The 24,328-nt window shown below is 70.0% G+C and carries 23 protein-coding genes; 15 read left to right on the top strand and 8 right to left on the bottom strand.

Annotated features, from left to right (window positions below):
* Nucleotides 1-279: 279 nt before the first annotated feature.
* Nucleotides 280-3,225: a response regulator gene (locus AB0L53_RS21755; RefSeq protein WP_363996493.1), complete on the bottom strand. Its 2,946-nt coding sequence runs from the start codon at nucleotides 3,223-3,225 to the stop codon at nucleotides 280-282.
* A gap of 180 nt (nucleotides 3,226-3,405) precedes the next feature.
* Here AB0L53_RS21755 and AB0L53_RS21760 point away from each other — a divergent pair, with 180 nt between their 5' ends.
* From AB0L53_RS21760 to AB0L53_RS21820, 13 genes are all read left to right on the top strand, one after another.
* Nucleotides 3,406-4,092 carry a response regulator gene (locus AB0L53_RS21760; RefSeq protein ID WP_363996496.1) on the top strand — a complete coding sequence of 229 codons (687 nt, stop codon included), beginning with the start codon at nucleotides 3,406-3,408 and terminating at the stop codon, nucleotides 4,090-4,092.
* Nucleotides 4,089-4,925 (top strand): glutamate ABC transporter substrate-binding protein, encoded by an 837-nt coding sequence (locus tag AB0L53_RS21765; RefSeq protein ID WP_363996499.1) that lies wholly within the window; start codon nucleotides 4,089-4,091, stop codon nucleotides 4,923-4,925. Before AB0L53_RS21760 ends, AB0L53_RS21765 begins: the two co-directional genes overlap by 4 nt.
* Nucleotides 4,926-5,021: 96 nt before the next feature.
* Nucleotides 5,022-5,765 carry an amino acid ABC transporter ATP-binding protein gene (locus AB0L53_RS21770; protein WP_358428417.1) on the top strand — a complete coding sequence of 248 codons (744 nt, stop codon included), beginning with the start codon at nucleotides 5,022-5,024 and terminating at the stop codon, nucleotides 5,763-5,765.
* A 9-nt stretch (nucleotides 5,766-5,774) separates the two neighbouring features.
* Nucleotides 5,775-6,611, top strand: coding sequence for a glutamate ABC transporter substrate-binding protein (locus tag AB0L53_RS21775; protein ID WP_363996503.1), 837 nt, complete (start codon nucleotides 5,775-5,777; stop codon nucleotides 6,609-6,611).
* A 2-nt stretch (nucleotides 6,612-6,613) separates the two neighbouring features.
* Nucleotides 6,614-7,282 carry an amino acid ABC transporter permease gene (locus tag AB0L53_RS21780; RefSeq protein WP_358428423.1) on the top strand — a complete coding sequence of 223 codons (669 nt, stop codon included), beginning with the start codon at nucleotides 6,614-6,616 and terminating at the stop codon, nucleotides 7,280-7,282.
* Nucleotides 7,279-8,073: an ABC transporter permease subunit gene (locus AB0L53_RS21785; protein WP_358428426.1), complete on the top strand. Its 795-nt coding sequence runs from the start codon at nucleotides 7,279-7,281 to the stop codon at nucleotides 8,071-8,073. Before AB0L53_RS21780 ends, AB0L53_RS21785 begins: the two co-directional genes overlap by 4 nt.
* Before the next feature lie 204 nt (nucleotides 8,074-8,277).
* Nucleotides 8,278-9,330: an extracellular solute-binding protein gene (locus AB0L53_RS21790; RefSeq protein ID WP_363996507.1), complete on the top strand. Its 1,053-nt coding sequence runs from the start codon at nucleotides 8,278-8,280 to the stop codon at nucleotides 9,328-9,330.
* Complete coding sequence (locus AB0L53_RS21795; protein ID WP_363996510.1) at nucleotides 9,309-10,430, top strand: ABC transporter ATP-binding protein; 1,122 nt, start codon at nucleotides 9,309-9,311, stop codon at nucleotides 10,428-10,430. Before AB0L53_RS21790 ends, AB0L53_RS21795 begins: the two co-directional genes overlap by 22 nt.
* A complete protein-coding gene (locus AB0L53_RS21800) occupies nucleotides 10,427-11,290 on the top strand; it encodes an ABC transporter permease (protein WP_363996513.1) in 864 nt (287 codons plus the stop codon). The genes AB0L53_RS21795 and AB0L53_RS21800 overlap by 4 nt, the downstream gene beginning before the upstream one ends.
* Entirely contained in the window at nucleotides 11,283-12,095 is an 813-nt protein-coding gene (locus AB0L53_RS21805) for an ABC transporter permease (RefSeq protein WP_363996516.1), read from the top strand. Before AB0L53_RS21800 ends, AB0L53_RS21805 begins: the two co-directional genes overlap by 8 nt.
* Nucleotides 12,092-14,158: a hydantoinase/oxoprolinase family protein gene (locus tag AB0L53_RS21810; RefSeq protein WP_363996519.1), complete on the top strand. Its 2,067-nt coding sequence runs from the start codon at nucleotides 12,092-12,094 to the stop codon at nucleotides 14,156-14,158. Before AB0L53_RS21805 ends, AB0L53_RS21810 begins: the two co-directional genes overlap by 4 nt.
* A 2-nt stretch (nucleotides 14,159-14,160) precedes the next feature.
* The gene (locus tag AB0L53_RS21815; RefSeq protein ID WP_363996522.1) at nucleotides 14,161-16,143 is read left to right on the top strand and encodes a hydantoinase B/oxoprolinase family protein; all 1,983 of its coding nucleotides are present in this window, start codon (nucleotides 14,161-14,163) and stop codon (nucleotides 16,141-16,143) included.
* The gene (locus AB0L53_RS21820; protein WP_363996525.1) at nucleotides 16,140-17,372 is read left to right on the top strand and encodes an amidohydrolase; all 1,233 of its coding nucleotides are present in this window, start codon (nucleotides 16,140-16,142) and stop codon (nucleotides 17,370-17,372) included. Before AB0L53_RS21815 ends, AB0L53_RS21820 begins: the two co-directional genes overlap by 4 nt.
* 1 nt (nucleotide 17,373) lies before the next feature.
* On the opposite strand, the gene AB0L53_RS21825 is transcribed toward AB0L53_RS21820, so the two are convergent.
* Genes AB0L53_RS21825 through AB0L53_RS21840 form a run of 4 tightly spaced genes read right to left on the bottom strand, consistent with a single transcriptional unit; the run spans nucleotide 17,374 to nucleotide 20,209 of the window.
* Nucleotides 17,374-18,225 (bottom strand): ABC transporter permease, encoded by an 852-nt coding sequence (locus AB0L53_RS21825; protein ID WP_363996528.1) that lies wholly within the window; start codon nucleotides 18,223-18,225, stop codon nucleotides 17,374-17,376.
* On the bottom strand, nucleotides 18,185-19,012 hold the full coding sequence (locus tag AB0L53_RS21830; RefSeq protein ID WP_363996531.1) for an ATP-binding cassette domain-containing protein: 828 nt from the start codon (nucleotides 19,010-19,012) through the stop codon (nucleotides 18,185-18,187). The genes AB0L53_RS21825 and AB0L53_RS21830 overlap by 41 nt, the downstream gene beginning before the upstream one ends.
* Nucleotides 19,009-19,464 (bottom strand): MarR family transcriptional regulator, encoded by a 456-nt coding sequence (locus tag AB0L53_RS21835; protein ID WP_363996533.1) that lies wholly within the window; start codon nucleotides 19,462-19,464, stop codon nucleotides 19,009-19,011. Before AB0L53_RS21835 ends, AB0L53_RS21830 begins: the two co-directional genes overlap by 4 nt.
* Before the next feature lie 46 nt (nucleotides 19,465-19,510).
* Entirely contained in the window at nucleotides 19,511-20,209 is a 699-nt protein-coding gene (locus AB0L53_RS21840; protein WP_363996536.1) for a class I SAM-dependent methyltransferase, read from the bottom strand.
* A gap of 147 nt (nucleotides 20,210-20,356) precedes the next feature.
* On the opposite strand from AB0L53_RS21840, the gene AB0L53_RS21845 reads away from it, so the two are divergent.
* On the top strand, nucleotides 20,357-21,511 hold the full coding sequence (locus AB0L53_RS21845) for a beta-1,3-glucanase family protein (RefSeq protein WP_363996539.1): 1,155 nt from the start codon (nucleotides 20,357-20,359) through the stop codon (nucleotides 21,509-21,511).
* Between the two features lie 90 nt (nucleotides 21,512-21,601).
* Here AB0L53_RS21845 and AB0L53_RS21850 read toward each other — a convergent pair whose 3' ends face one another.
* The 3 genes from AB0L53_RS21850 to AB0L53_RS21860 form a co-directional block, all read right to left on the bottom strand.
* Nucleotides 21,602-21,910: a helix-turn-helix transcriptional regulator gene (locus AB0L53_RS21850; RefSeq protein WP_363996542.1), complete on the bottom strand. Its 309-nt coding sequence runs from the start codon at nucleotides 21,908-21,910 to the stop codon at nucleotides 21,602-21,604.
* Entirely contained in the window at nucleotides 21,910-22,284 is a 375-nt protein-coding gene (locus AB0L53_RS21855; protein ID WP_363996545.1) for a type II toxin-antitoxin system RelE/ParE family toxin, read from the bottom strand. Before AB0L53_RS21855 ends, AB0L53_RS21850 begins: the two co-directional genes overlap by 1 nt.
* 500 nt (nucleotides 22,285-22,784) lie before the next feature.
* On the bottom strand, nucleotides 22,785-23,423 hold the full coding sequence (locus tag AB0L53_RS21860; protein ID WP_363996548.1) for a DUF6461 domain-containing protein: 639 nt from the start codon (nucleotides 23,421-23,423) through the stop codon (nucleotides 22,785-22,787).
* Between the two features lie 226 nt (nucleotides 23,424-23,649).
* Between AB0L53_RS21860 and AB0L53_RS21865 the strand changes: the two genes are divergently transcribed.
* On the top strand, nucleotides 23,650-24,312 hold the full coding sequence (locus AB0L53_RS21865; protein ID WP_363997045.1) for a DUF4097 family beta strand repeat-containing protein: 663 nt from the start codon (nucleotides 23,650-23,652) through the stop codon (nucleotides 24,310-24,312).
* The last annotated feature ends 16 nt before the right edge of the window (nucleotides 24,313-24,328 follow it).

A 24,328-nucleotide genomic window follows, 5' to 3' on the forward strand; every position in this document is an offset into this window, starting at 1 on the left:
CTCGGCGGAGTGGATGTGGAGGCATCCGTCGGAGTCGGCGTGGGAGTCGGGGTCGGCGTGGGAGTCGGGGTCGGGGTCGGCGTGGGAGTCGGGGTCGCCGTGTCCGTCGGGGTCGGGGTCGGAGTCGGCGTGTCCGTAGGCGTGGGTGTTGGGGTGTCCGACGCGGTGGGGCTGGGAGTGCCCGTGGGACTGGGCTCCTCGGTTGGATCCGCCATTTGCGCTCCCCCATTACAAACACGTTAATTTACGGACATAAGCACCTTAGTGCTACAAAATTACTCACAAGTTAATAAATCCGTCGCCGCAGTTAATTTGTGCGCGCAATAAACCGCCCAGCCGATCCGCCAATTCCCGTTCGGCGACGCCGCGCATGGCCGATGCCTCGACCCGCTCGCACACCTCGGCCGCGTCGGTGAGCCCGACGGTCGCGCAGCCGCCCCTCAAGCGGTGCGCGAGCGAGGCGGCGCGGGCCAGGTCTTCCCCGTGTACTGCCTGGAAGAGCTCGTCATAGACCTCCATGGCCGTCGAGCGGAACGCTTCGGCGATCGCCGTGATCTCCGCCCGCGACAGTCCCGCCAGCTCCGGCGGGAGCCCCGGCGCGGCGGCCCACAGCGGTACCTGGGTCAGGACGTACTGCCAGTCCACGGGCTTGGCGAGGTGGTCGTCCATGCCCGCCTCCAGGCATCGGAGCCGGTCGTCCGGCATCGCCGCCGCGGTCATCGCGATGATCGGCGTACGCGGCTCCTCGCGCCGCCTGATCTCGGCGGTCGCGGCCAGGCCGTCGAGCACCGGCAACTGGCAGTCCATGAAGACCAGGTCGTACCCGCCCGAGAGCACCGCCGCCACGGCTTGCCTCCCGTCGGCGACGGAGTCGACGTGGTGGCCCGCCTTCCGCAGGACGACCACGGCCACCTGGCGGCTCACCTCATCGTCCTCGGCCACCAGGATCCGGACCGGCGCCACACCGGCGCCCGGCGCCTCGGTCGCACCGGTCGCGGGGTCCAGCGCCGCGCCGTGCGCGGAGGCCAGCGCGTGGGCCGACCCGGGGACCAGCGCCGAGCCCTGCGCAGGGGCCAGCGCGTTCTCCACGGCGGCGAGCAAGCGGCGGCGGCTGAGCGGGCGGGTCATCGACTGCACGATCCGCTCGGCCACCGAGATCGGCCAGGAGCGCCCCGGCCGCCCCGGCGTGACGAGCACGATGACGCCGGCGTCACGAAGCAACGGATCGGACAGCACTCCGTCGGTCGACACCCCGCCGGTCAGCACCCCATCGGTCAGCGTGGAATCGGCGTTCGTGGCGCACAGGTCGAGGTCGATCACCACCAGGTCGAACGGCCGGTCCGCTGCGGCGGCGGTCCGCAGGGCGGTCAGCGCGGTCGGGCCGTCGGATACCGTCTCCACCACCAGCCCGGCGTCGTCCAGGATGCGGCCGGCCAGCGCGAGGTCCTCGGGCCGGGCGTCGGCGACGAGCACTCGCCGTCCGCGCACCTCGGGCGCGGCCGGGGCCGACCAGGTCAGTACGTCCACCGGCAACGTGACCCAGAAACGGCTGCCCACCCCCTCGACGCTGTCCAGCCCGATCTCGCCGCCCATCAGCTCGGTGAGCTGCCTGCTGATGGCCAGGCCGAGGCCGCTGCCGCCGGTCCGCTGGGTGATCGGGGAATCGACCTGGCGGAAGATGCCGAAGACCCGCTCAAGATCTCCCTGCCCGACGCCCACACCGGTGTCGGTCACCGTGAACCGCAGCGCGACCCGATCATCCCCGGGACCGCCCTCGTCGAGGGTCACCTCCAAGTCGACGCCGCCCTGGACGGTGAACTTCAGCGCGTTGCCGACGACGTTGGTGAGCACCTGCCCGAGCCGTACCGGATCGCCGATCACCTGTTGAGGCAGGCTGTCGCCGAGCCGCGAGGTGAGCCAGAGTCCCTGCTGGTAGGCGTGCGGCGCGAACGGGGCCACCACCTCGTCGCAGAGCCGGGGCAGGTCGAACGGCACCGACTCCACCTGCAGATGCCCCGCCTCGATCTTCGACAGGTCGAGGAAGTCGTCGAGCAGCCGGAGCAGGCCCCGCGCGGACTCCTGGGCTGTGCTCGCGTAGTGGCGCTGCTCGCCGTCGAGCCGGGTCTCCAGCAGCAGGGAGTTCATGCCGAGCACGCCGTTGATCGGGGTGCGGATCTCGTGGCTGATCTTGGCGAGGAACTCGGACTTGGCGCCGGACGCGCTCACCGCCTCGTCCCGGGCGGCGGCCAGCTCGGCCGCGTACCGGGCGAGTGTCCGCTGCGCCCGGCGCCGGCCGCGCGTGGTGTGGATCTGCAGGCCCAGCCCGATGAGGATCAGCAACGCCAGGACGGCGGCGATCGACAGCACCCGTACCCGGAGCTGCTCGGCGGAGGCGAGCGCCGTGTCGGCGGGCACCTCGGCGGTGACCGTCCAGCCGACGTCGGGGATGGGCTCCGACGCCGACAGCACCTTGCCGTCGGGGCCCTGGTGGGTGGTGAAGAGGGTACGGCCGGCCAGCGCCGCGTCCACCCTGGGGTCCTCGCGCAGGGAGGTGAGGGCGTAGAGCTTCCTGCCGGGATCGGCGACGAGCACGCCCGACTGGTCGGTGATCAGCAGCCGGATCCCCTGCGCCTCGGCGGCCTGCGACGCGAAGTCCTGGATGGCGTCCAGACTGTAGACGACGGCCAGGACGCCCAGCACGCTCTTGCCGTCGGCGCTCGGGATCGCCGCGGCCGCCGCGACGGCCCTGGACACGCCGCGCATCGTGGGCGTGTACGCCTGGGAGACGTACGGCTGCGGGCGGTCGCGGACGGAGACGTACCAGTCGGTACTGCTCACGTCCTGGGGCAGCACGCTCGTCGGCTCGGCGCCGGCGATGTCGCCGCGCGGCCCGATCACGATCACGCCGCCGACTCCGGCGCGCATCCTGGCCAGCTCCTCGCGGAACCCGATCATGGTGTCGCGGCCGGCCGGCTTCCCGGAGGTCGCCGCGGCGCGTACCGCGGGCTGCTGGGCGAACGCGCTGACGAGCTGCTTGAGCGAGCCGAGCTGCTGCTCCACCACGACCCGGCTGACCGAGGCGGTGGTCCGCACCCGGTCGCCGACCTCGTCGCCGACGGCGTCCGCCGACAGCGTGATGCTGGACGACGTCAGCAGCGCCAGCGGGAGCAGGCCGAGCAGAATCCACAGTGCCGTCACTGCCAGGAGCCATCCACGGTCTCTCACCAGCGTCACCTCCCCCTGCGGTTCGTCGGCCGCGCGGCCGCTGACACACCGCAGAACACAGTAGGAGGCGGGAGCTTGGCGCGAAGCCCCGCGCTGAGCAAAAGGAGCAGAACGCGATTTGTTGTAACACAACGTCCCTAAGATGCCCGCGTCGATCACAGTCGAGCTAGGAGTGTGGCGATGCCTGGAGCGGGGGACATCACCGTTCTCATCGTGGACGACGACCCGGTCGTGACCGCCGCGCTGCACGCCCAGGTGAACCGCGTCTCCGGGTTCAAGGTGGTGGGAATCGCGCACACCGGCCAGGTGGCGCTCGCCGCCGCCCGCCGGTTCGCGCCACGGCTGGTGCTGCTCGACCTCCACCTGCCCGACCTGCCCGGGCTCGAGGTCGCGCACCGGCTGCGGCGCCCGGACCAGCCGCCCACCGACGTGATCGTGATCTCCAGCCACAAGGAGTCGGCCGCGGTGCGCGCGGCCATGCAGCGCGGCGCCCTGTACTACCTGGTCAAACCGACCAGGGCCGGGATTCTGGAGCAGACACTGCTGCGGTACGCGGCGACGGTCGAGCAGCTCGGCTCGGACGGCAGGTTCGTCGAGCAGCAGGAGATCGACCGGATCTTCCGCTCGCTGCATCTGGACGCCTCTCCCCGGGCCAAGAGCATCTCGGCGGCGACCGAGCAGACGGTGCTCGACGGGCTGGCCGCGGTCGAGGACGATCTGTCGGCGCACGAGCTGGCCGAGGCCATCGGTGTCAGCAGGGCGACCGCCCGCCGCTATCTGGAGCACCTGGTCGAGCGGGGGCAGGTCGAGGCCCGGCTGAGGTACGGGCCGACGGGCCGCCCGCAGCACCGGTACTGGGTGCGGTGAAGCCGGTCCGGGCGCTGCTCGCCGTACTCGCCTGCCTGGCACTGGCGGCCTGCGGCTCCTCCGGGGAGCCCGCGTTCCCCGAGGGCTCCACGATGGCCCGCGTCCAGCGGAGCGGCATGCTCACGGTGGGGATCAAGTTCGACTATCCACTGTTCGGGTTCAAGGACCCGGGCAGCGGGCGGATCACCGGGTTCGACGCGGAGATGGCCAGACTGGTCGCCAAGGACCTGACCGGCAGCGAGCGCAACGTCCGGTTCGTCGAGACCCTGCCCGTGCAGCGCGAGGACTTCCTGCGGCAGGGCGTGGTGGACATCGTCGTCGCGACGTACTCCATCACACCGGCCAGGAGCCGGATCGTCGGCTTCACCAACCCCTATTACTACGCCGGACAGGACGTGCTGGCCAGGGCCGGGGACAAGCGCATCGACGGCGTGGCGGATCTCGACGGCCGGGCGGTGTGCACGACTACCGGCTCCACCTCCCTGGACCGGCTGCGGGAACGCGTGCCCGGCGCCCGGCTGGTGATCGTCGACAACTCCAGCGAATGCGTGCCCGCGCTCACGGCCGGGCGCATCGACGCGATCAGCACCGACGACACGATCCTGCTCGGCCTGGTGAAGCGGCGTCCGGGCGCGCTCCGGCTGGTCGGCAAGCCGTTCGGCCGCGAGCCGTACGGCATGGGCGTCCGCAAGGAGGACGTCGCCTTCCGCGACTACCTCAGCGGGCTGATCGGGCGCTATCTGCGCGACGGGCAGTGGGATCGGGCGTTCAGGGACACCATCGGCCTGTCCGGCGCGACCGCCACACAGGCCAAGCCGCCGGTTGATCACTAACCGGCCCGCCGATCACTGAGCAGAACGCGCACAACCCTCTGCGTGACACATGCCGCTCCTACCGTTGCGCCAACGCGGACGGAAGGAGCGTTACCCGTGTCCGAACAGGGGCTGGTCGTCCTCGACCAAGTCAACAAACGCTTTGGCGATCATCACGTACTCAGGGACGTCGACCTGAGCGTACGGCGGGGCGAGGTCGTGGTGATCATCGGCCCGTCGGGCGCCGGCAAGTCCACCCTGTGCCGCGCGATCAACCGGCTGGAGACCATCGACTCCGGCACCATCCGGATCGACGGCATGCCGCTGCCCGAAGAGGGGCGGCAACTGGCCCGGCTGCGGGCCGAGGTCGGCATGGTGTTCCAGTCGTTCAACCTGTTCGCGCACAAGACGGTTCTGGAGAACGTCATGCTCGGGCAGGTCCACGTGCTGAAGAAGAGCAGGGCGGACGCCGAGAAGAAGGCGTACGAGCTGCTGGAGCGCGTCGGCATCGGCGGTCAGGCGGCGAAGTTCCCCGCGCAGCTGTCGGGTGGCCAGCAGCAGCGCGTCGCGATCGCCCGCGCGCTGGCCATGGAGCCGAAGGTGCTCCTGTTCGACGAGCCCACCTCGGCCCTCGACCCGGAGATGGTCAACGAGGTGCTGGAGGTGATGACGGCGCTCGCCCGTGAGGGCATGACCATGGTCGTCGTCACCCATGAGATGGGCTTCGCCCGCCGGGCCGCGGACCGCGTGGTGTTCATGGCCGACGGCGAGATCGTCGAGCAGAACGCCCCCGACGACTTCTTCGGCACCCCGCGCAGTGAGCGCGCCAAGTCGTTCCTCGCCAAGATCCTCACTCACTAAGGACGCGTCATGTTTGGAAGATCCCTTTACGCGGTGTTCGCCGTCGTCGCCCTCACCGCCACCGCCACCGCGTGCGGCGGCGGCCAGGCGAGCTACGACTCGGTCGTGGACAAGGCCAAGAACGACAAGAAGCTGGTCATCGGAGTGAAGGCTGACCAGCCGGGGCTCGGTCTGCGGACGCCGGACGGCACCTTCACCGGGTTCGACATCGAGATCGCCAAGTACGTGGCCAAGTCGCTGGGCGTCGAGGCCAAGGACATCACGTTCAAGGAAACGGTGTCGGCCAACCGGGAGGCGTTCCTGCAGCAGGGCCAGGTGGACATGGTGGTGGCGACGTACTCCATCAACGACGCGCGCAAGCAGAAGGTCTCCTTCGCCGGGCCGTACTTCGTGGCCGGTCAGGACCTGCTGGTCAGGGCGGACGACGCGACGCTGACCGGGCCCGACGCGCTGAACGGCAAGAAGCTGTGCTCGGTCGCCGGGTCGACGTCGGCGCAGAAGGTCAAGGACAGCTACGCCAAGGAGGTGCAACTGCAGGAAGAGCGGACCTACTCCGCGTGCGTGGACCGGGTGCTCGGCGGGCAGCTCGACGCGATCACCACGGACAACGTCATCCTCGCCGGGTACGCCGCGCAGCACACCGGCAAGCTCAAGGTGGCCGGCAAGCCGTTCAGTACGGAGAAGTACGGCATCGGGCTCAAGAAGGACGACTCGGCGGGCCGCAAGGCCGTCAACGAGGCGCTGACCAAGATGTTCGCCGACGGTAGCTGGAAGAAGGCGCTGGAGACCAGCTTCGGCGGAGCCGGCTTCACCGTGCCGGAGGCCCCGAAGCTGGAGCAGTACTGATCATGGACGCGCTGCTCCTGGAGTGGGACACCGTCGTCGCGGCCTTCTGGATGACCGTGTGGCTGACGGCGGTGAGCGCGCTCGGCTCGCTGCTGCTCGGCACGCTGCTGACGGCCATGCGCGTCGCGCCGCTGGCGACCCTGCGCCGTACCGCCACCGTCTACGTGGCCGTGGCCCGCAACACCCCGCTGACGCTGGTGCTGCTGTTCACCGGCCTCGGCGTCGGCGCGAACCTGGGCGTGGAGCTCTCGTCCGACATCGCCACCAACAACTTCTGGCTGGCCTGCATCGGCCTGACCGCCTACACCTCGGCGTTCGTCTGCGAGGCGCTGCGCTCGGGCATCAACACGGTGCCGGTGGGACAGGCCGAGGCCGCCCGTTCGCTCGGGCTCGGCTTCCTCCAGACGCTGCGGCTGATCACGCTGCCGCAGGCGTTCCGCGCGGTGGTCGCGCCGCTGGGCAGCATCCTGATCGCGCTGACCAAGAACACCACGATCGCGCTCGTGGTGGGCGTGAGCGAGGCGTCGGTGCGGATGCGGGAGATGATCGAGACGTACGGGGACCAGGTGATGCAGATCTTCCTCGGGTTCGCGGCCGGGTTCGTGCTGCTGTGCCTGCCCATGGGCCTGCTGTTCGGCTGGCTGTCGCGGCGGCTGGCGGTGGCCCGGTGAGCTACGCCAACCTCTACGAGACGCCGGGGCCGCGCGGCGCGCGCCGCAACCGGGTGCTGGCCGGGGTCATCGCGCTGGTGCTGCTGGCGCTGGCCTATGTGATCTATGTACGGTTCGACGCCAAGGAGCAGTGGTCGGCCGCCAAGTGGACGCCGTTCCTGCGGCCGGAGGTGTGGACCACCTTCATCCTGCCGGGACTGGCCGGAACGCTGGCCGCGGCGCTGGCGGGTGTCGTGCTGGCGGGCCTGTTCGGGCTCGTCTTCGCGACGGCCCGCCTCTCGGACCACCGGTGGATCCGGTGGCCGGCGGCGGCCGTGGTCGAGTTCTTCCGGGCCGTGCCGCTGCTGCTGCTCATCTTCTTCGCGTTCTTCGGTTCGTACGTTCTCATCGGGGTGAACGTCTCGGCCTTCACGGCTGTGGTGTTCGGGCTGACCTTCTACAACGGGTCGGTGATCGCCGAGATCATCCGTGCCGGGGTGCTGAGCCTGCCCCGCGGCCAGGCGGAGGCGGCCCACGCGATCGGGCTGCGCAAGGGGCAGGTCATGCGGCTGGTGCTGCTGCCGCAGGCGTTCCGGGCCATGATGCCGGCCGTGATCAGCCAGTTCGTGGTGCTCCTGAAGGACTCGGCGCTCGGGCTGATCGTGGGTTACGACGAGCTGGTGGACCGGGGGCTGAACGGGATCGCGGCCAATTTCTCGAACATCATCCCGGCGGCCATCCTCATCGCGGCCATCTTCATCGGCATCAACCTGTCGCTGGACCGGCTCGCCCACCGGCTCAGCCGGCGGTGACCCCGCCATTTACCCCATACAGCCAGTCAGACTGCCATACATCGCAATAAGTGGGGTATGGGGCGCCCCAGGCCAAACTCGACATGGGGTAAAGTAACCCATCATTCCGACTGTTATAGTCGGTTTTTGTCTTCGGGCCTGACTGGCGGCTCAGACAGAGAGGGATTGATGAGGGGCGGAACAACACGCCTTGCGGCAGCGGGCGTGGCGATCGTGCTGGGGCTCGCGGCGTGCGGCGGAGTGGACACGGGCGGCGGCTCGACGAATGCGGCGAAGCAGGAGATCACGGTCACCGCGTTCGCGGGTGCCTGGGGTGAGCTGTTCAAGAAGTCGTTCGTCGAGCCGTTCCAGCGTGACACCGGCGTCAAGGTGAACCTCGTCTACGGCGCGAACGCCGAATGGCTCACCAAGCTGCGCGCGGCCGGCGGCGAGAACCCGCCGTTCGACGTCATCGCCTTCACGCCCGACGCCTCGCGCCCCGCCGCGGCCACCGGCCTGCTCCAGCCGCTTCCGACCGACCGGCTGGCGCACTGGAAGGAGCTGGACCCCGTACTGACCGAGAAGTCCGCCTATGACGGCAAGCAGTACGGGGTGCCGCTCACCACGGGTTCGACCGGGCTGATGTACCGAACCGACAAGATCAAGAACCCGCCCGCCGACTGGTCGGACATCTTCGACAAGCAGTACTGCGGCCATGTCGCCCTGCCGCCCCTGACCTACAACCCGGGCCTGGAGTTCTTCTCCGCCCTGGTCACCTCCCAGGGCGGCAAGCTGTCCGACCCCGCCGCGGTGGACAAGGCGTTCACCCAGCTGGCGAAGCTGAAGGGCTGCGTGTCGTCGTTCCCGGCCAACGCCGGCAACGCCGCCACGGTCATGGAGAACGGCGACGCCTGGATCATGCCCTTCTGGGACGGCCGCGCCTTCGCCATGGAGCAGGCCGGCTCGCCGATCGGCTACACCTATCCCAAGTCCGGCCCGGTGGGCGCGCTGACCTCCTACTTCGTCGCCGCCGGCACGGCGAAGACCGTTCTCGCGACCAAGTTCCTCGACTATCTGACGGCGGCGCCCAACCAGAAGCCGTTCGGCGAGGGCACCTGGTACGCCGCCGGGAACGACACGATCACCTACAGCAAGGAGTTCGACCAGCGGGTGCAGCACGGCCCCGAGGTCTACCGGAAGTTCATCTGGGTCGACTACGCGGTCGCCACCCCCAAGCTGAACGAATGGCAGCAGCGGTGGAACCAGATCTTCGGATGATCGAACTGCCCGAGGAAGGCGCCGGACACGTCGAGATCGAGGGCCTGGCCGCCGGCTACGAGGGCGCCCGCGTGCTCGATCTGGAGCGGCTGTCGATCCGCAAGGGCGAGTTCCTGTCGATACTCGGGCCCAGTGGCTGCGGCAAGACGACCCTGCTCAACTGCGTCGCCGGCTTCGTGCAGCCGACGGCCGGGCGGATCGTGATCGACGGCGCCGACGTGACGGACCGCCCGCCGTACCGGCGGGGGCTCGGCATGGTCTTCCAGAGCTACGCGCTGTTCCCGCACATGACCGTCGCCGGCAACGTGGCGTACGGGCTGCGGATCCGGCGGCTGGACCGGGCCGAGCGGGAAGAACGCGTACGCGAGGCCCTGCGCCTGGTCGGCCTGGAGGGCTACGCGGACCGCCGCCCCCGGCAGCTGTCCGGCGGGCAGCAGCAGCGGGTGGCCCTCGCCCGCGCCCTCGCCATCCGGCCCGCCGTCCTGCTGCTCGACGAGCCGCTGTCCAACCTCGACGCCAAGCTGCGCAGGGAGATGCGGGTGGAGCTGCGGGCCATCCAGCGCCGCATCGGCACCACGATGGTCTTCGTCACCCACGACCAGGAGGAGGCGCTGGCTCTGTCCGACCGGATCGCGGTCATGAACGGCGGCCGGATCGAGCAGCTCGGCACCCCCGACGAGGTCTACCGCCGGCCGGCGACCCGGTTCGTCGCGCAGTTCATCGGCGCGGCCAACGTCCTGGAGGGCACGGTGGCCGACGGCCGGCTCGACGTGGACGGGATCCTGCTCGACGCCGGCCCGCTGCCGGTCCGGCAGGGCGGCCGGGCTGTGGTCGCGATTCGTCCCGAACGCATCCGGCTGGGCGCTGATGGCCAGGGCGTGCCCGGCACGGTCGGTTATCGCGCCTTCGCCGGCGACGCCTGGCACGTGGAGGTGCGGCTGGCGAACGGGCGCACGCTGACCGTGCAGGTCGCCGACACGGGCGCCGACTCCGCCGACCCACCGGGCGCGGGCTCGGGCGTCGTCGCGCACTGGGACCCGGCGGACGTGATCGTCCTCGACACGGGAGCGGGCGGCGAAGACGCAGGAGCGGGCGGATGACCCGTGCCAAACGATGGGCCGGTCTGACGTACGTGGCTCCGCTGGTCGTCTTCCTGACGGCGCTGTTCCTGGTGCCGCTCGTGGAGCTGCTCCGGCTCAGCTTCAGCCCGGTCGACTCCTACAACACGGCGCTGCCCGGCTTCACCCTCGACCAGTACAAGCGGATCTTCACCGAGCCCTACTTCTACGGCTCGCTGCTGGAGACCCTGGCCACCGCGCTGCTGGTGGCGACTCTGTGCGTGCTGCTCGCGTACCCGGCCGCGTACGTCCTGGCCCGCCGCGCCCCCGGGACGATGCGCACCCTGCTGTTCGTCATCGTGATCTCGCCGCTGCTGACCAGCGTGGTGGTACGCACCTACGGATGGGTCGTCCTGCTGTCCGGCAACGGGGTCGTCAACCGACTGCTCGTCGCCACCGGCCTGCGGGACGAGCCCGCGCGGCTGCTCACCAGCTACCCGTCGGTCGTGATCGCCGTCACGCACGTGCTGCTGCCGTTCGCGATCATCCCGCTCACGACCGCCCTCGGCGGGCTGGACCACAACCTGCACCGGGCTTCCCAGACGCTCGGCGCCGGGCCGGTACGGACGTTCCTGCGGGTCACGGTGCCGCTCAGCCTGCCCGGCGTGGTCACCGGCGCGCTCATCGTCTTCGCCCTCGCCATGGGGATCTACATCACGCCGCTGCTGGTCGGCGGCGTCACCCAGCCGCTGGCCGGCATCCGCGTCTACGACCAGGTGGAGACGGTGTTCAACTATCCGGTCGCGGCCGCGCTCAGCTTCGCGCTGCTGGCGCTCACCCTCCTGTCCACGACGCTGCTCGCGGGCGGGTTCCGGATCTGGGAACGGCGGCTCCATGGCTGAGCGACGACGGAGATTCGGCTACGACCGGGCCGTGGGGCTGCTGGGCGGCGCCTGCGCGACGGCCGTCTTCCTGTTCCTGATCGCGCCGCTGGTGGTGCTGGTGGTGAGCTCGTTCAACCGGGACGCCTCGATGGCCTTCCCGCCGTCCGGGCTGTCCCTGCGCTGGTACGCCGAGGTGCTCGGCTCGCCCGACTGGCAGGTGTCGTTCCGGCTGAGCGGGATCCTCGTGCTCATGGTCGTACCGACGACCGTGGTGATCGGCACCCTGGCCGCCTACGGCCTGGCGCAGGGCTCCTTCCCCGGGCGGCGGCTGCTTCAGGGGCTGGCGCTGTCGCCCCTGATGGTCCCGGAGATCATCACCGCGCTCGGGCTGCTCTACTACTTCCACGGCGTCGGCCTGATCAACAGCGTCCCCGGGCTGTGGCTGGCGCATTCGCTGGTCGCGCTGCCCTTCGTGGTGCGCGCGGTCATGGTGAGCGCGGCGAACCTCGACCCGGCGCTCGAACGGGCCGCGACCAGCCTGGGCGCGGGCCGGGTCCGGGTCTTCTTCACCGTGACGCTCCCGCTGCTGCGGCCGGGCATCCTGGCGGGCGCGATCCTCGCCGCGGTCACGTCGCTGGGCGAGGTGGCCGTGACGGCTCTGGTGGCCGGTGCCAACACGACGACGGTGCCGCTGCGGATCTTCTCGGCCGTGCAGTACCAGCTCGACCCGTCGATGGCCGCGGTGTCCACGCTCCTCATGGCCGCGAGCGTGGTCGTGATGGTGATCGCCGATAGGTTCGCTCGTATTTCGGAGGCTTTGTGACTACGGCTGTTCCCTTGATGGCGCGGATCGGCATCGACGTCGGGGGCACGTTCACCGACCTCGTCGCCGCCGTACCGGAACGCGGCCTGGTGGTCCACCACAAGGAGCCGAGCACGCCCGCCGACCCCTCCAGAGCGGTCGCCGACGGGCTGGCGGCCATCCTCGCCCAGGCCGGCCTGCGGCCCGAGGAGATCGGCGGCATCACCCACGGCACCACGATCGGGCTGAACGCCATCATCCAGCGCCGTGGCGCGCGGATCGCCCTGGTCGTGACCGAGGGCTACCGGGACATCCTGGAGATCGGCCGCAGCCGCATGCCGTCCTCCTTCGACCTGTACGCGGGCAAGGAGGAGCCGCTCGTCCCGCGTGACCGGATCGTCGAGATCTCCGCCCGGCTGGGCCCCGGCGGCGTGCCGGTGGCCGAGCCGGACGCGCCGGAACTGGACCGCGTCGCCGCCCGGCTGCTCGCCACCGGGGCCGACGCGGCGGCGGTCCTGGTCCTGCACGGCTACACCGACCCGGACTTCGAGGAGGGCGTCGCGGCCGGCCTGCGGGCGCGGCTCCCGGAGCTGCCGCTGATGGCCTCCGCGACTGTCTGGCCCGAGGTACGCGAGTACGAGCGGGCGCTGGTGGCCTGCCTCAACGCCTACATCCAGCCGCTGATGCGCGACTACTTCGGGCGGCTGGAGAGCCGGGTACGCGCGCTGGGCGTGCCCGCCCCCATCTTCATCAGCGCGTCCAACGGCGGGTCGATGAGCCTGCGCTCCGCCGCCGAACGGCCCATCGAGACCGTCCTGTCCGGCCCGGCCGCCGGAGTGGCCGCGGCCGCCCGGCTCGGCATGGGCGCCATCGTCACCTTCGACATGGGCGGCACCAGCAGCGACATCGCCGTGACCGTCAACGGTTCGCCCGAACTCGCCACGCACACCACGGTCGGCGGGCTGCCGCTGATCGTGCCCGTCGTCGCGGTGAGCGCGATCGGGGCGGGCGGCGGGTCCGTCGTCCGGGTGGACGATCAAGGGGTGCTCAAGGTAGGGCCCGAGAGCGTCGGGGCCGAGCCCGGCCCGGTGGCGTACGGCCGGGGCGGGGACCGTCCGGCGGTGACCGACTGTTACCTGGCGACGGGGCTGATCGATCCGGCGACGTTCCTCGGGGGCCGGATGCGGCTCGACGCGGACGCCGCCGGCAAGTCCCTCGCCGACCTCGCCACCCGCCTGGGCTCCGCGGGGGACGGCGCCGCTGAGGAGGCGGCGCACCGAGTCGCCTCGGGCGCGCTGCGGGTGGCCACGGCGGGCATGGCCACCGAGCTCCAGAAGATCATGGCCCAGCGCGGCCTCGACCCCCGGCTGTTCACCCTCGTCCCGTTCGGGGGCGCGGGCCCGACCCACGCCGCGATGCTCGCCGAAGAGGTCGGCATCACCCACATCGTGGTACCGCCCACGGCCGCCACCTTCTGCGCCCTGGGCGCGGCGGGCGCCGACCTGCGCCGCGACTTCGCCCGCAGCCTGCGCCGCCGCCTCGACCCCACGAGCGCCGTTCGCCTCGCCGACGTCCTCGGCGAACTGTCCGGCCAGGCCCGCGCCTGGCTCACCGAACAGTCCGCCGCAGCAGCAGCAGGCTCCTCGCTGTCCTACTCGGCCGACATGCGCTACTCCGGCCAGGCGTACGAGCTCCGTGTCGCCCTGGATCCCGGCCGGTTCGAGGTGGCGGCGATCTCCGAGGCGTTCCACGCCGAGCACGAGCGCCTGTACGGCTTCCGTGACCAGCACGCCCCCATCGAGCTGGGCACCGCCAGGCTGGGCGTCGTCGGGCCGGTGGCCGAGCTGCCGTCCGCCGCTGTAGCCCCGGGAACGGGACGTCCCACCCCGCACGGCCGCAGGCAGGTCCTGCTCGACGGCGCGTGGCACGCCGCCGACGTCCACCTGCGGACGGCCCTGGGCGTGGGCGACGCGTTCGACGGCCCGGCGATCGTCGAGCAGGACGACACCACCGTGGTCGTCCCGCCCGGCTGGTCCGGGGACGTGGACGGCGCCGGAAACCTGCATCTACATCGAAAGGCCTGATCGTGCGGCTCGACCCCGTCACCTTGGAGATCGTCGGCAACCGGCTGAGCGCCCTGACCGAGGAGATGTGCCTGACGCTGCAGCGTACGAGCCGGTCTCTGTACGTCAAGGAGACCGCCGACTTCTGCTGCGCACTCGCCGGGCTCGACGGCGGCTTCGTCGCCTACCCGCGCGGCATCGGCGTGTCGGGGTTCGTCGGGCTGAACCTCCTGGAGGCGGTACGGAGCGCCGGGCCGCTGGAACCGGGCGATGTGATCATCACCAACGACCCGTACCGGTCCGGCGGCCTGGCCACCCACCTCACCGACATCCAGGTCATCGAGCCGTACTTCCATGAGGGCGAGGTGGTCGGCTACGGCTGGGCGTTCATCCACTGCTCGGACATCGGCGGCCGGGTGCCGAGCAGCCTGTCGCCGATCAACGACGAGATCTACCAGGAGGGCCTGCAGATCCCGCCGGTCAAGCTGGTAAGGGCGGGCGAGCCCAGCCGCGACGTGGAGGCACTGATCACGGCCAACAGCCGCACGCCGGAAGCCAACCTGGGCGACATCCGGGCCATGCTCGCCGCCCTGCGCACCGGCCGCGAACGGCTCGCGGGCGTCATCGCCCAGCACGGCGTGGACACGGTGCTCGCGGCGCAGGACGACCTGGTCTCCTACACCGCGGGCAAGGCCAGGGCCGCCCTGTCCCGGCTCGACGACGGCACCTACCGGTTCGTCGACTACCTCGACGACGACGCGGTCTCCAGCATCCCGGTACGCCTGTCGGTCACCGCGACCCTCGACGCGGGCGAGCTGCACCTCGACTTCACCGGTACGGATCCGCAGGTCGCCGCGGCCTTCAACATCGCGACCCTGGGCCGGCCGCACGCCTGGATCACCACCCGGGTGCTCGCGCTCATCTGCACGCTCGACCCGGGCATCGCGCTCAACGCCGGGCTCATCGAGCCGATCAGCGTCACCGCGCCGGAGGGCTCGCTGGTCAACCCCCTGCGCCCGGCGGCCGTGGGCGTACGGCATGCCTCGGCGTCCCGCGTCAACGACGCGGTCGGCGGCGCGCTGGGGCTCGCCGCTCCGGCGATCCTCCCGGCGGCCTCCAGCGGCCTGGTGGTGCCCGTCGTGGTGGCCGAGCAGCAGAACGTCCAGGTGCTGGAGCCGATGGTCGGCGGAACCGGCGCCCGCGACGGCGCCGACGGAGTGGACGGCCGCGACAGCGGTATCTCCAACCTGTCCAACAACCCGGTGGAGACGGTCGAGACGGAGATCGGCGTCGAGATCCTCCGCTACGGCCTGCGGGCGGACTCCGGGGGCGCCGGGCGCTGGCGCGGCGGCTGCGGTCTCGAACTGACCTTCCGTGTGCTGGACGACGGCTCGAAACTGCTGGCCCGGGGGCTGGAACGGCTGTGCTTCCGCCCGTGGGGCGTGCGGGGCGGCGGTCCCGGCGCGCCTACGGAGCTGATCGTCAACCCGGGCACGCCGGGAGAGCGCCGGCATCTCAAGATCGATGTGCTGCCGCTGGAGCGTGGGGACGTCGTCACCCTCCTGACCTCGGGCGCGGGCGGTTACGGCGACCCGTGCACCAGGGACCCCGCCGCCGTCCTGCGCGACGTGGAGCGCGGGGTGGTCTCGCCTGAAGCGGCGGCGCGCGAGTACGGCGTGGTGCTCGACAGCACCGCTGTCGGGCTCACCGTCGATGAGGCGGCCACCGCCGCGTCCCGCCTGCTCGACTGTAGTGAGGGCTTCGGATTCGGACCGGAGCGGCAGGCGTGGGAGTCCGTCTTCGACACCGGCGCCGTGGACCGGCTGGTGGCCGCGCTGTTCCGCCTGCCGCGACCGGCGCGCCAGCCTCGCCGTAGCGCCCTGTACAACGCCGTACTCCGCGAACTGCCCGACGGCTTCCCCCGAATCATCCCTGCCCCGGACCAGCTCGACACCGCTCGCCGTACCCTCATCAAGGAGATCATCACGCTGGAAGGACTCGTATGAGGGGAATCGACGCGGTGATGGGCCGGCTCGACGACGCGGCCCGGGACGAGCTCGCCGCGCTCTACCGGGACCTGCACCAGCACCCCGAGCCCGCCTTCGAGGAGAAGCGCACGGCGGGCATCGCCGCCGATCGCCTGCGGGAGGCCGGGTTCGAGGTGCGCACCGGCATCGGCGGCACCGGCGTGGCGGGCGTCCTGCGCAACGGGGAGGGCCCGACGGTCGCGCTGCGCGCCGACATGGACGCCCTGCCGGTGCTGGAACGGACCGGCCTGCCGTACGCGAGCACCAATGACGGGCTCATGCACGCCTGCGGCCACGACATGCACGTGGCCTGCCTGACCGGGGCCGCGCACCTGCTGTCGGCGGGCCGCGACCAGTGGGCGGGCACGCTCGTGGCGTTGTTCCAGCCCGCGGAGGAGATCGCGGCCGGGGCTCAGGCCATGGTGGACGACGGGCTGTTCGACCTGACCGGCCGGCTGTCCGTCGTTCTCGGGCAGCACGTCCTCCCGCGACCGGCAAGCACGGTGTTCATCCGGCCGGGAGAGATCCTGGGCGCCGCCGACAGCATGGAGATCCGCCTGTACGGCAGGGGCGGGCACAGCTCTCAGCCGGAACGTACGGTCGACCCCGTGGTCCTGGCCGCGGCCATCGTGATGCGCCTGCAGACGGTGGTCTCCCGCGAGGTGTCCCCCTTCGAGCGCGCCGTGCTGACGGTGGCCCAGATTCACGCGGGCCACAAGGAGAACGTCATCGCCGACGAGGCGTCCATCACGCTCAACATCCGCACGTTCTCCCCCGAGGTCCGCCGCACCCTGCTGGCCGCGATCGAACGCGTCGTCAACGCCGAGGCCGCGGCGTCCGGCGCGCCCCGGCCGCCCTCGTTCCACACCCTCAACGCCTTCCCCCTGACCGCCAACGATCCCGGCGCCACCGCCGACGTGACCGACGCCTTCACCACCCGCTTCGGGGCCGCCCGGGTGGCCGACCTGGCGCCGATGATGGGCAGCGAGGACTTCGGCGTCTTCGGCACCGCCGCCGGGGTGCCTTCCGTCTTCTGGGGTCTCGGTGGCATCGATCCGTCCCAGTACGCGCGCGCCGAGCGGGAGGGCCGCCTGGCCGAGGACGTACCGGGCAACCACTCCCCCTTCTTCGCCCCCTTGATCTCCCCAACCCTGCCGATGGGCGTCGAAGCCCTGGTCACCGGCGCCCTCACCTGGCTGAGCCGGTGAGTTACCGCGCCAGCCGCCCCAGCAGGCAGGAGGCCGCCGTGATGCCGAGCGCGGCGGCCGCGAGCAGCACCGCGAAGTCCAGCGGCAGGTTCGTGGGGATGCCGAGCAGCAGCCCGCGCAGCGCGTCGACCTGGTAGCTGAGCGGGTTGATCACGCTGATGTACCGCAGCCAGTCGGGCATGACCGTGGTCGGGTAGAGCGCGTTGGAGGCGAAGAACAGCGGCATCGTGATGGCCTGCCCGATGCCCATCAGCCGGTCGCGGGTCAGCACGATCCCGGCGATCGTCACCGACAGGCAGGAGAAGAACGCCGAGCCGAGCAACACGGCGACGATGACCCCGGCCAGGCGGATCGGGTTCCAGGTCATGCTCACGCCCAGCAGCGCGGCGATGAGCACCACGACCACCGCCTGGATCATCGCCTTGACCCCGGCGGCGAACGCCTTGCCGGTGACCAGCGCGGCCCGCGGCGTCGGCGTGACCAGGAGCTTGGTCAGGACGCCCGAGTCGCGTTCCCAGATGATCTGAATGCCGTAGAAGATGGCGATGAACATGGTGGACTGGGCGATGATCCCGGGGGCCAGATAGTCCAGGTACGGGATGCCCTCGGTGGGGATCACCTTGATCCGGGTGAAGGTCTCGCCGAAGATCAACAGCCACAGGGCCGGCTGGATCGCGCGGGTGTAGAGCTCGGTGCGATCGTGGCGCAGCTTCTGCAGCTCCACCACGCACATCGCGGCGACCCTGGCGGGCAGCACCCGCCACCCGGTGCGAGGGCGCGGCGGAACGAGCAGCAGGTCGAAGCCGCTCCTGTCAGCCGAGTCGAGTGGCAGTGGTGCGGGTACGTCGGACATCGCGGAACTCCCCTCCTCCGTCGCCGAGGCCGCTGCCGGCGACGTCACGGAAGACGTCCTCCAGCGTCGGGGCCGAGCCGTCGCCGAGGCGGGCGCGCAGGTCATCGGTGAGCTGCCGCGGTGTGCCGAGCGCCCGTACGCGTCCCTGGTGCATGAGTGCGACCCGGTCGCAGTATTGGTCGGCCTCGTCCATGTAGTGCGTGGTGACCAGGACGGTCATCCCGGTGGCGGCGCGTACCGCCATGATGTGCTCCCACACGCTGGTGCGGGCGATGGGGTCGAGCCCGATCGTCGGCTCGTCGAGCATGAGCAGGCGCGGCGCGCTGACCAGCGCCTGGGCGAGTTCGAGGCGGCGTACCATGCCGCCGGAGAAGGTGGCGGCCATCCGGTCGGCGGCGTCGCCGAGCCCCACGGCCTCCAGCGCCTGCTCGACACGGGCCGCCCGCTCACGCCGGGGGACGTCGAAGACGCGGGCGAACAGGGAGACGTTCTCCCGCCCCGTCAGGCTCGCGTCCGCCGACAGTTGCTGGGGTACGTAGCCGAGCAGGCGGCGTACCGCCATCTGCTCGGTGGCCGCGTCGTGCCCGAAAACCCGCACCATCCCGGACGGGATGGGCAGCAGCGTGGTCACGCAGCGGATGGCGGTGGTCTTGCCCGCGCCATTGGGACCGAGCAGGCCGAACACCTCGCCGGAGACCACCGTCAGATCAAGGCCGTCCACGGCCCTGGTCTGCCCGAAGGAGTAGCGCAGGCCGGTGCAGGCGACGGCCGGCGTGTCGTCACTCATAGCGTTTCCGCCTCCTCTCGCAGACCCTCGGCCAGCCTGCGCAACGCCGGAAGCGCGACGGCCAGCGCTACCCGGTCCTCCTCGCTGAGCCGTTCGACCTGCTCGCGAACGAGCGCGGCCCGCCGCTCCTCCCACGCCCGCAGCCGCGCCTCGGCCTCGGGGGTGAGCAGCAGCCGGGCGGAGCGGCGGTCGTCATGACCGATCTCGCGCCGCAGCAGCCCGGCGGCGGTGAGCTGGTTGACCAGCGTGGACACCGAGTTCCCCGCGAGAAAGAGCTCCTTGGCCGCCGCCGAGACGCCGATGCCGGGGTTGGCGCCCACCAGCCGCAGCAACTCGACCTGGGCGCCACGGAGCGGCGGCCCGGTCATCCCCTGACGCAGCCGACGCCGGATGAGCCGCTGGATACCGGTCAGGACACCGACGAGGGCGTCGGGTAGATCCGCTGTGCTCATACCAAAAAGATTAGCTCTGCTCACGAGCTAATGGGAAGACCCCAGCTCAGCGGTATTCGTAGTACGAGTTGACCGCGGGCTGGCCGGTGTAGTTGGAACCGGCTTGATCGTCGGACCCCCGGTAGCGGTACGGCAGGTCGATGAGACGCCGCCCCGTCCAGCCGATCCGCCGGGTCCGGCCGTCGTACGTCACGCCCTGCGAGCGCAGCGACGTGGTGAGGCGGCGGCCCGCGGGCGCGCCGCCCTCCAGACGGATGGCGCGAACGTCGAAGTTCGCGATGAACAGTCCGTCATCGGCGAGCCATGTGCCGATCCTGGCAAGTAACCCGAGCTTGTCACCGATGTAGTGCAGCCCGTGCACGCAGGTGATCAGGTCGAAGGGATGCTCGGGCCGCCATGTGGTGACGGAGGCGGTGATCAGCCGCAGGCGCGGCGGGCACGGCGGGCGCGCGAAGAAGTCGACCAGATCCACACCGACGATCTCAGCCTCGCCACCCTGGCCGCCGTCGCCGCCCTTGTCGCCCTCGCCACCGAGCAGATCGGCGGCCTGGCCGAGGGCGTACCCCGTCCCGCAGCACAGATCGAGCCAACGCACGGGCTCCCCCACGCGCCGCCGGGCACGCAGTGTGTCGACGACGTCGATGCCCAACTCGCGGTTGTAGCCGGGCAGGCGACGTTCGCGGTTCATCCGGCAATTGGCCACGACGGAGGAACGTTCGAGCGCATCGTCGTCGAGCAGATTCACGACCCCACCTCCACTGACCGCCACCCATGCCCTTGACAGCTCGCTTTACAGAAAAGAAACTTAACCAAATGCTGCGAGAGAGCGCTCTCTTAGCCTTTGGGCGGCAAGGTGACCCCGCAGCCGGCAGGACCGTGAGGAGCTCGAACCATGATCACAAGACGAACCCTACTCGCCGGCGCGGCGGTAGCCGCCGCCACTCCGGTGCTGGCCCTCGCCCCCCGAGCCGAGGCCGCCACGACGCTCCCCCTGACGGTCGTCAACCACACCTTCCGGTACGCCAACAACGCGATCTTCCTCTACATCGTCGGCACCGACCTGGCCACCGGCCAGCAGGTCTACGTCCGCTCGGACGGCACGAGAGTGCCGGTATCGGGCTCACTCAACGGCCCCGACGGTTTCGCCGACCTGTCCATCCCGCTCGCCGCCAACGGCGACACCCGCCTCAACCTGCCATGGATGTCCGGCCGCATCTACGTCTCCATCGGCCAGAAGGTGAAGTTCAGGGTGGTCACGGACGGCAACGGCCGACCGGCGTTACAGCACCCGGCCGGCTGGGTGAGCTCGGACCCCAGCTACGGCGTGCTGCACGACTTCATGGAGTTCACGTTCAAGAGCGACGGCATGTTCTGCAACACCACCATGGTCGACATGTTCAGCATCCCGATGGAGCTCCGGCTCGACGGGCAGTCCAGCCAGACCGTCGGCACCCTCGTCCCCAACGGCCGCGACACCATCTTCGCCGGCATCGCGGCCAACCCCGCCTTCCGGCCCCTCATCGTCGGCGACAACCTCCGGGTGATCGCTCCGGGACACGGCGTCGACTCGGGCATCTTCTCTTCCACGTACTTCGATCCGTACATCACGCAGGTCTGGAACACGTACGCGTCGGCCAACCTGCGGGTGGCGGTCGGCGGAACCACGTACACCGGGCGGGTGTCCGGCGGCCAACTCGTCTTCAACAACGGCATCCGGACGTTCGCACGGCCGAGCACCCGCGACATCTTCTACTGCAACGGCGCCCTGGACGCCGGCGGCACCTCCGGCCCGGTCGCGGCGATCCTCGGCGCCGCGTTCAACCGCTCGACCCTGCACAACCACCCCGACCAGCCGACGACCGACCGGAGCACGTTCTATCTCACGTCGGTCAGCAACCATTACGCGCGGGTCCTGCACGAGAACACCCGGGACCACAAGGCCTACGGGTTCCCATTCGACGACGTCGCGAACTACGCGTCCTATGTACAGGACCTGGCCCCAACAGCCCTGCGGCTACGACTCACGCCGTTCAACGGGACCGCCTGACATTCCAGCTTGACGCCGCCAGCGGTGTACGGGACGCGACCTGCCGACCATCCACCTCTCGACTGCGGGTGCTTCCACCAATGGCTTCGTTCAGGCTGCGTGGGCTTCGAACCACACCGAACCGAGATCGTGCCCGGACGTCAACCGCACATCCGCGTCGAGAGCGGCAGCCATATACCGCAACAATGCGACCGTAGGTGTCGTGCCCCCTTCTTCCAGGCATTCGATCTCGTCTACGGTCATGCCCGCCCGTTGGGCGAGTTCCTCAACGGTCAGATTGAGAGAGGTCCGACGGTCGTAGACGGCCTTACCGAAGGCCAGGGCCTCCTGAATCGCGATCCGTTCGGGATCATCCGGTCGCACCTCAGGGCGTACCCAGCGGGTGTGGTAGCCGGCCATCACACCTGCCTCTCAAAGATCTCGGTCACCGGTCCGTTGTGGTCTCGTTCACAGATCTTCTGCGCCCACACCGCCCGATCGATCTGTCGCTGATCATGCTGCTTGGTCTTGCGGAAGACCGTGAGCAACACGATGGTCCTGTCGGCAGTACACCAGTACGTTACCCGGGCCGCAACATCCCGAAGCCGTACCCGGAGCTCCCAGACCGGACCTTCCAAGTGGTCCGACCACGGTCCGCCAAGTTCGGCGCCCTTCTCGGCGAGCAGGCCAGCCACCTCATCGACTCGTTTGAAATCGCTGTCGCTGAGACTATTGAGCCATTCGCTCACTTCGAGCTCCAGCTCGAATCCGTACAATTGGCGCACCTCGCGCATCTTTCCTTCCCTCGACTGCCGCACATTCCGACCTCGCATAGTCACGTAAAGTGCACGGTCGGATACATTAAGAAGCGTACCTGCGGCTCCCGGGGCGGCGCGCGGCTACTTCGCGAACGACCATCTGCCCATCTACCAAAGCCGAGCGGCAACTCTCGATGAGCTGCTCAGCCTCAGCCGTCTGCACGAGAACACCCGGGACCTCAAGGCGTGCGGATTCCCGTTCGCCGACGTCGCGAACTTCGCGCCTTATGCGCAGGACCTTGCCCCGACGTCCCTGAGGTTACGACTCACGCCGTTCAACGGGAGCGCCTGACCTCCGCACTCACAGTTCGGATCACCTCACCGCAACCGCTTCAGGTACGACCGGCCCGTGCACTCGCCGAAGGTATGCCACCGCGTGTCCTGTGGCCGGTCGCTCGGGACACGGGGAAACGATCTCTCTTGGTCACGTCGCTTGACGTGCGCTCCGCGCGTCTCTGTGCGAGTGCCAGGAACGGTCAGCCAAGAGACCAGGAGTGTCGATCAGAGCGGGTCCCTGGTGGGAACTGCCCCACCTGGGCATCCATGTCAGGTGAGGGCCTGGTGGATCCGATGAGGGTCGGATTGTCGAGGGCCTGCGGCGTGAGCCGCACTCCCGTGGCCCGCTCGGCAAGCGCGAACGCGGTGTGGATCGGATCGCCCCAGTCCTCATCGTCGTCATCGACATCCTCGATGGGCATGCCGAGTGCGACCATGTGCGCCAGCAGTCGATCCTCATCACTGCCCGATCGGGAGCCGGGATAGTCAGGCTCGAACCTGGTCACCACCTCGCCATCGGCTGCGTGGACAAAGTGCTGGTCGGCGTTGATGTTCAGGAACACAGAAGCTGTCACCGTCCCCGCCGACAGCGGCTTGGTCACCGAGTCCTGTATCCCGGCGAAGCCGTTGGGCTCGATGAGGATGACGCCGCCCTCGACCGCGCTCGCAGCGACCGCCCTCTCGTCGAGAAGGTCCTCGATGCCCGCCTCCGGATGGACGGTGATGCCCAGCCGGTCGAATGCCTCCTGCGGGGTCAGCCCTCGAACGAACGTGATGCAGAAGGCCATGGCCAGACTTTCGTCGTGGTCGTCGAACCAGGCGTAGTCGTCGGCGTTCATCAGGTCTCCACGTCGTCGGGGTCAACGCTGGAGATCCTTCCAGGCACGTCCGACAGGAACTGTCCGTACCACCGGCACCGCGTTCCATCACCTCGGCAGGGTGGATCCGGGGCCCGGCTGGCTGCTCTCCGCGTTATGTCAGCGGCGGCGTCAGGACGGCGACAGCCCGGTATCAGAGCGGTTAGCGATGGTGGACATCGAAAGAACACCGCACAAGGAGCACATGATGCACACGTTCGACACCCTCGCCCCGATCACCGCCGTCCTGGACATCCCCGCCGGGCGCGTTCAGTTCATCGCCTCTGAGCGGGCCGACACCACGGTTGAGGTCCTGCCCGCCAACGCCTCCAAGGGCCGTGACGTCAAGGCCGCCGAGCAGACCACGGTGGAATACGCCGACGGCGTCCTGCGGATTGAGACCGCGACGAAGAACCAGTACCTCGGCCCGACCGGATCCGTCGAGGTGACGATCCAGTTGCCCACCGGTTCCCGTGTCGAGGCGAAGTCGGGCAGCGCCGAACTCCGGGCCGTCGGCCGCCTCGGCGACGTCACCTTCGAAGGTGCCTACCACCAGATCAAGCTGGACGAGACCGCAAGCCTCCGCCTCACCGCGACCGACGGCGACGTCGAGGTCGGCCGGCTGGGCGGCGCCGCGGAGATCAGCACCGCACGGGGCGACATCCGGATCGCCGAGGCCACCGGCGGCAAGGTCGTGCTCCGCACCGAGTCCGGCGACATCACGATCAGCGCCGCCGCCGGCGTCTCGGCCTCCCTCGACGCCGGCACCACCCACGGCCGCATCACCAACGCCCTCAAGAACGACGGCACCGCAGAGCTCGACATCCACGCCACCACCTCCAGCGGCGACATCACCGCCCGCAGCCTGTGACCCGCAGCCTCCAAAG

This window comes from Nonomuraea sp. NPDC052129, from assembly GCF_040680095.1.
GTDB lineage: Bacteria > Actinomycetota > Actinomycetes > Streptosporangiales > Streptosporangiaceae > Nonomuraea.

What these genes read in the sequence shown, in the direction of transcription:
- AB0L53_RS21845 (WP_363996539.1), top strand. Translation starts at nt 20,357, where the DNA reads ATGATCACAAGACGAACCCTACTCGCCGGCGCGGCGGTAGCCGCCGCC.
- AB0L53_RS21780 (WP_358428423.1), top strand. Translation starts at nt 6,614, where the DNA reads ATGGACGCGCTGCTCCTGGAGTGGGACACCGTCGTCGCGGCCTTCTGG.
- AB0L53_RS21855 (WP_363996545.1), bottom strand. Translation starts at nt 22,284, where the DNA reads ATGCGCGAGGTGCGCCAATTGTACGGATTCGAGCTGGAGCTCGAAGTG.
- AB0L53_RS21775 (WP_363996503.1), top strand. Translation starts at nt 5,775, where the DNA reads ATGTTTGGAAGATCCCTTTACGCGGTGTTCGCCGTCGTCGCCCTCACC.
- AB0L53_RS21850 (WP_363996542.1), bottom strand. Translation starts at nt 21,910, where the DNA reads ATGGCCGGCTACCACACCCGCTGGGTACGCCCTGAGGTGCGACCGGAT.
- AB0L53_RS21820 (WP_363996525.1), top strand. Translation starts at nt 16,140, where the DNA reads ATGAGGGGAATCGACGCGGTGATGGGCCGGCTCGACGACGCGGCCCGG.
- AB0L53_RS21825 (WP_363996528.1), bottom strand. Translation starts at nt 18,225, where the DNA reads ATGTCCGACGTACCCGCACCACTGCCACTCGACTCGGCTGACAGGAGC.
- AB0L53_RS21800 (WP_363996513.1), top strand. Translation starts at nt 10,427, where the DNA reads ATGACCCGTGCCAAACGATGGGCCGGTCTGACGTACGTGGCTCCGCTG.
- AB0L53_RS21805 (WP_363996516.1), top strand. Translation starts at nt 11,283, where the DNA reads ATGGCTGAGCGACGACGGAGATTCGGCTACGACCGGGCCGTGGGGCTG.
- AB0L53_RS21830 (WP_363996531.1), bottom strand. Translation starts at nt 19,012, where the DNA reads ATGAGTGACGACACGCCGGCCGTCGCCTGCACCGGCCTGCGCTACTCC.
- AB0L53_RS21760 (WP_363996496.1), top strand. Translation starts at nt 3,406, where the DNA reads ATGCCTGGAGCGGGGGACATCACCGTTCTCATCGTGGACGACGACCCG.
- AB0L53_RS21865 (WP_363997045.1), top strand. Translation starts at nt 23,650, where the DNA reads ATGCACACGTTCGACACCCTCGCCCCGATCACCGCCGTCCTGGACATC.
- AB0L53_RS21860 (WP_363996548.1), bottom strand. Translation starts at nt 23,423, where the DNA reads ATGAACGCCGACGACTACGCCTGGTTCGACGACCACGACGAAAGTCTG.
- AB0L53_RS21835 (WP_363996533.1), bottom strand. Translation starts at nt 19,464, where the DNA reads ATGAGCACAGCGGATCTACCCGACGCCCTCGTCGGTGTCCTGACCGGT.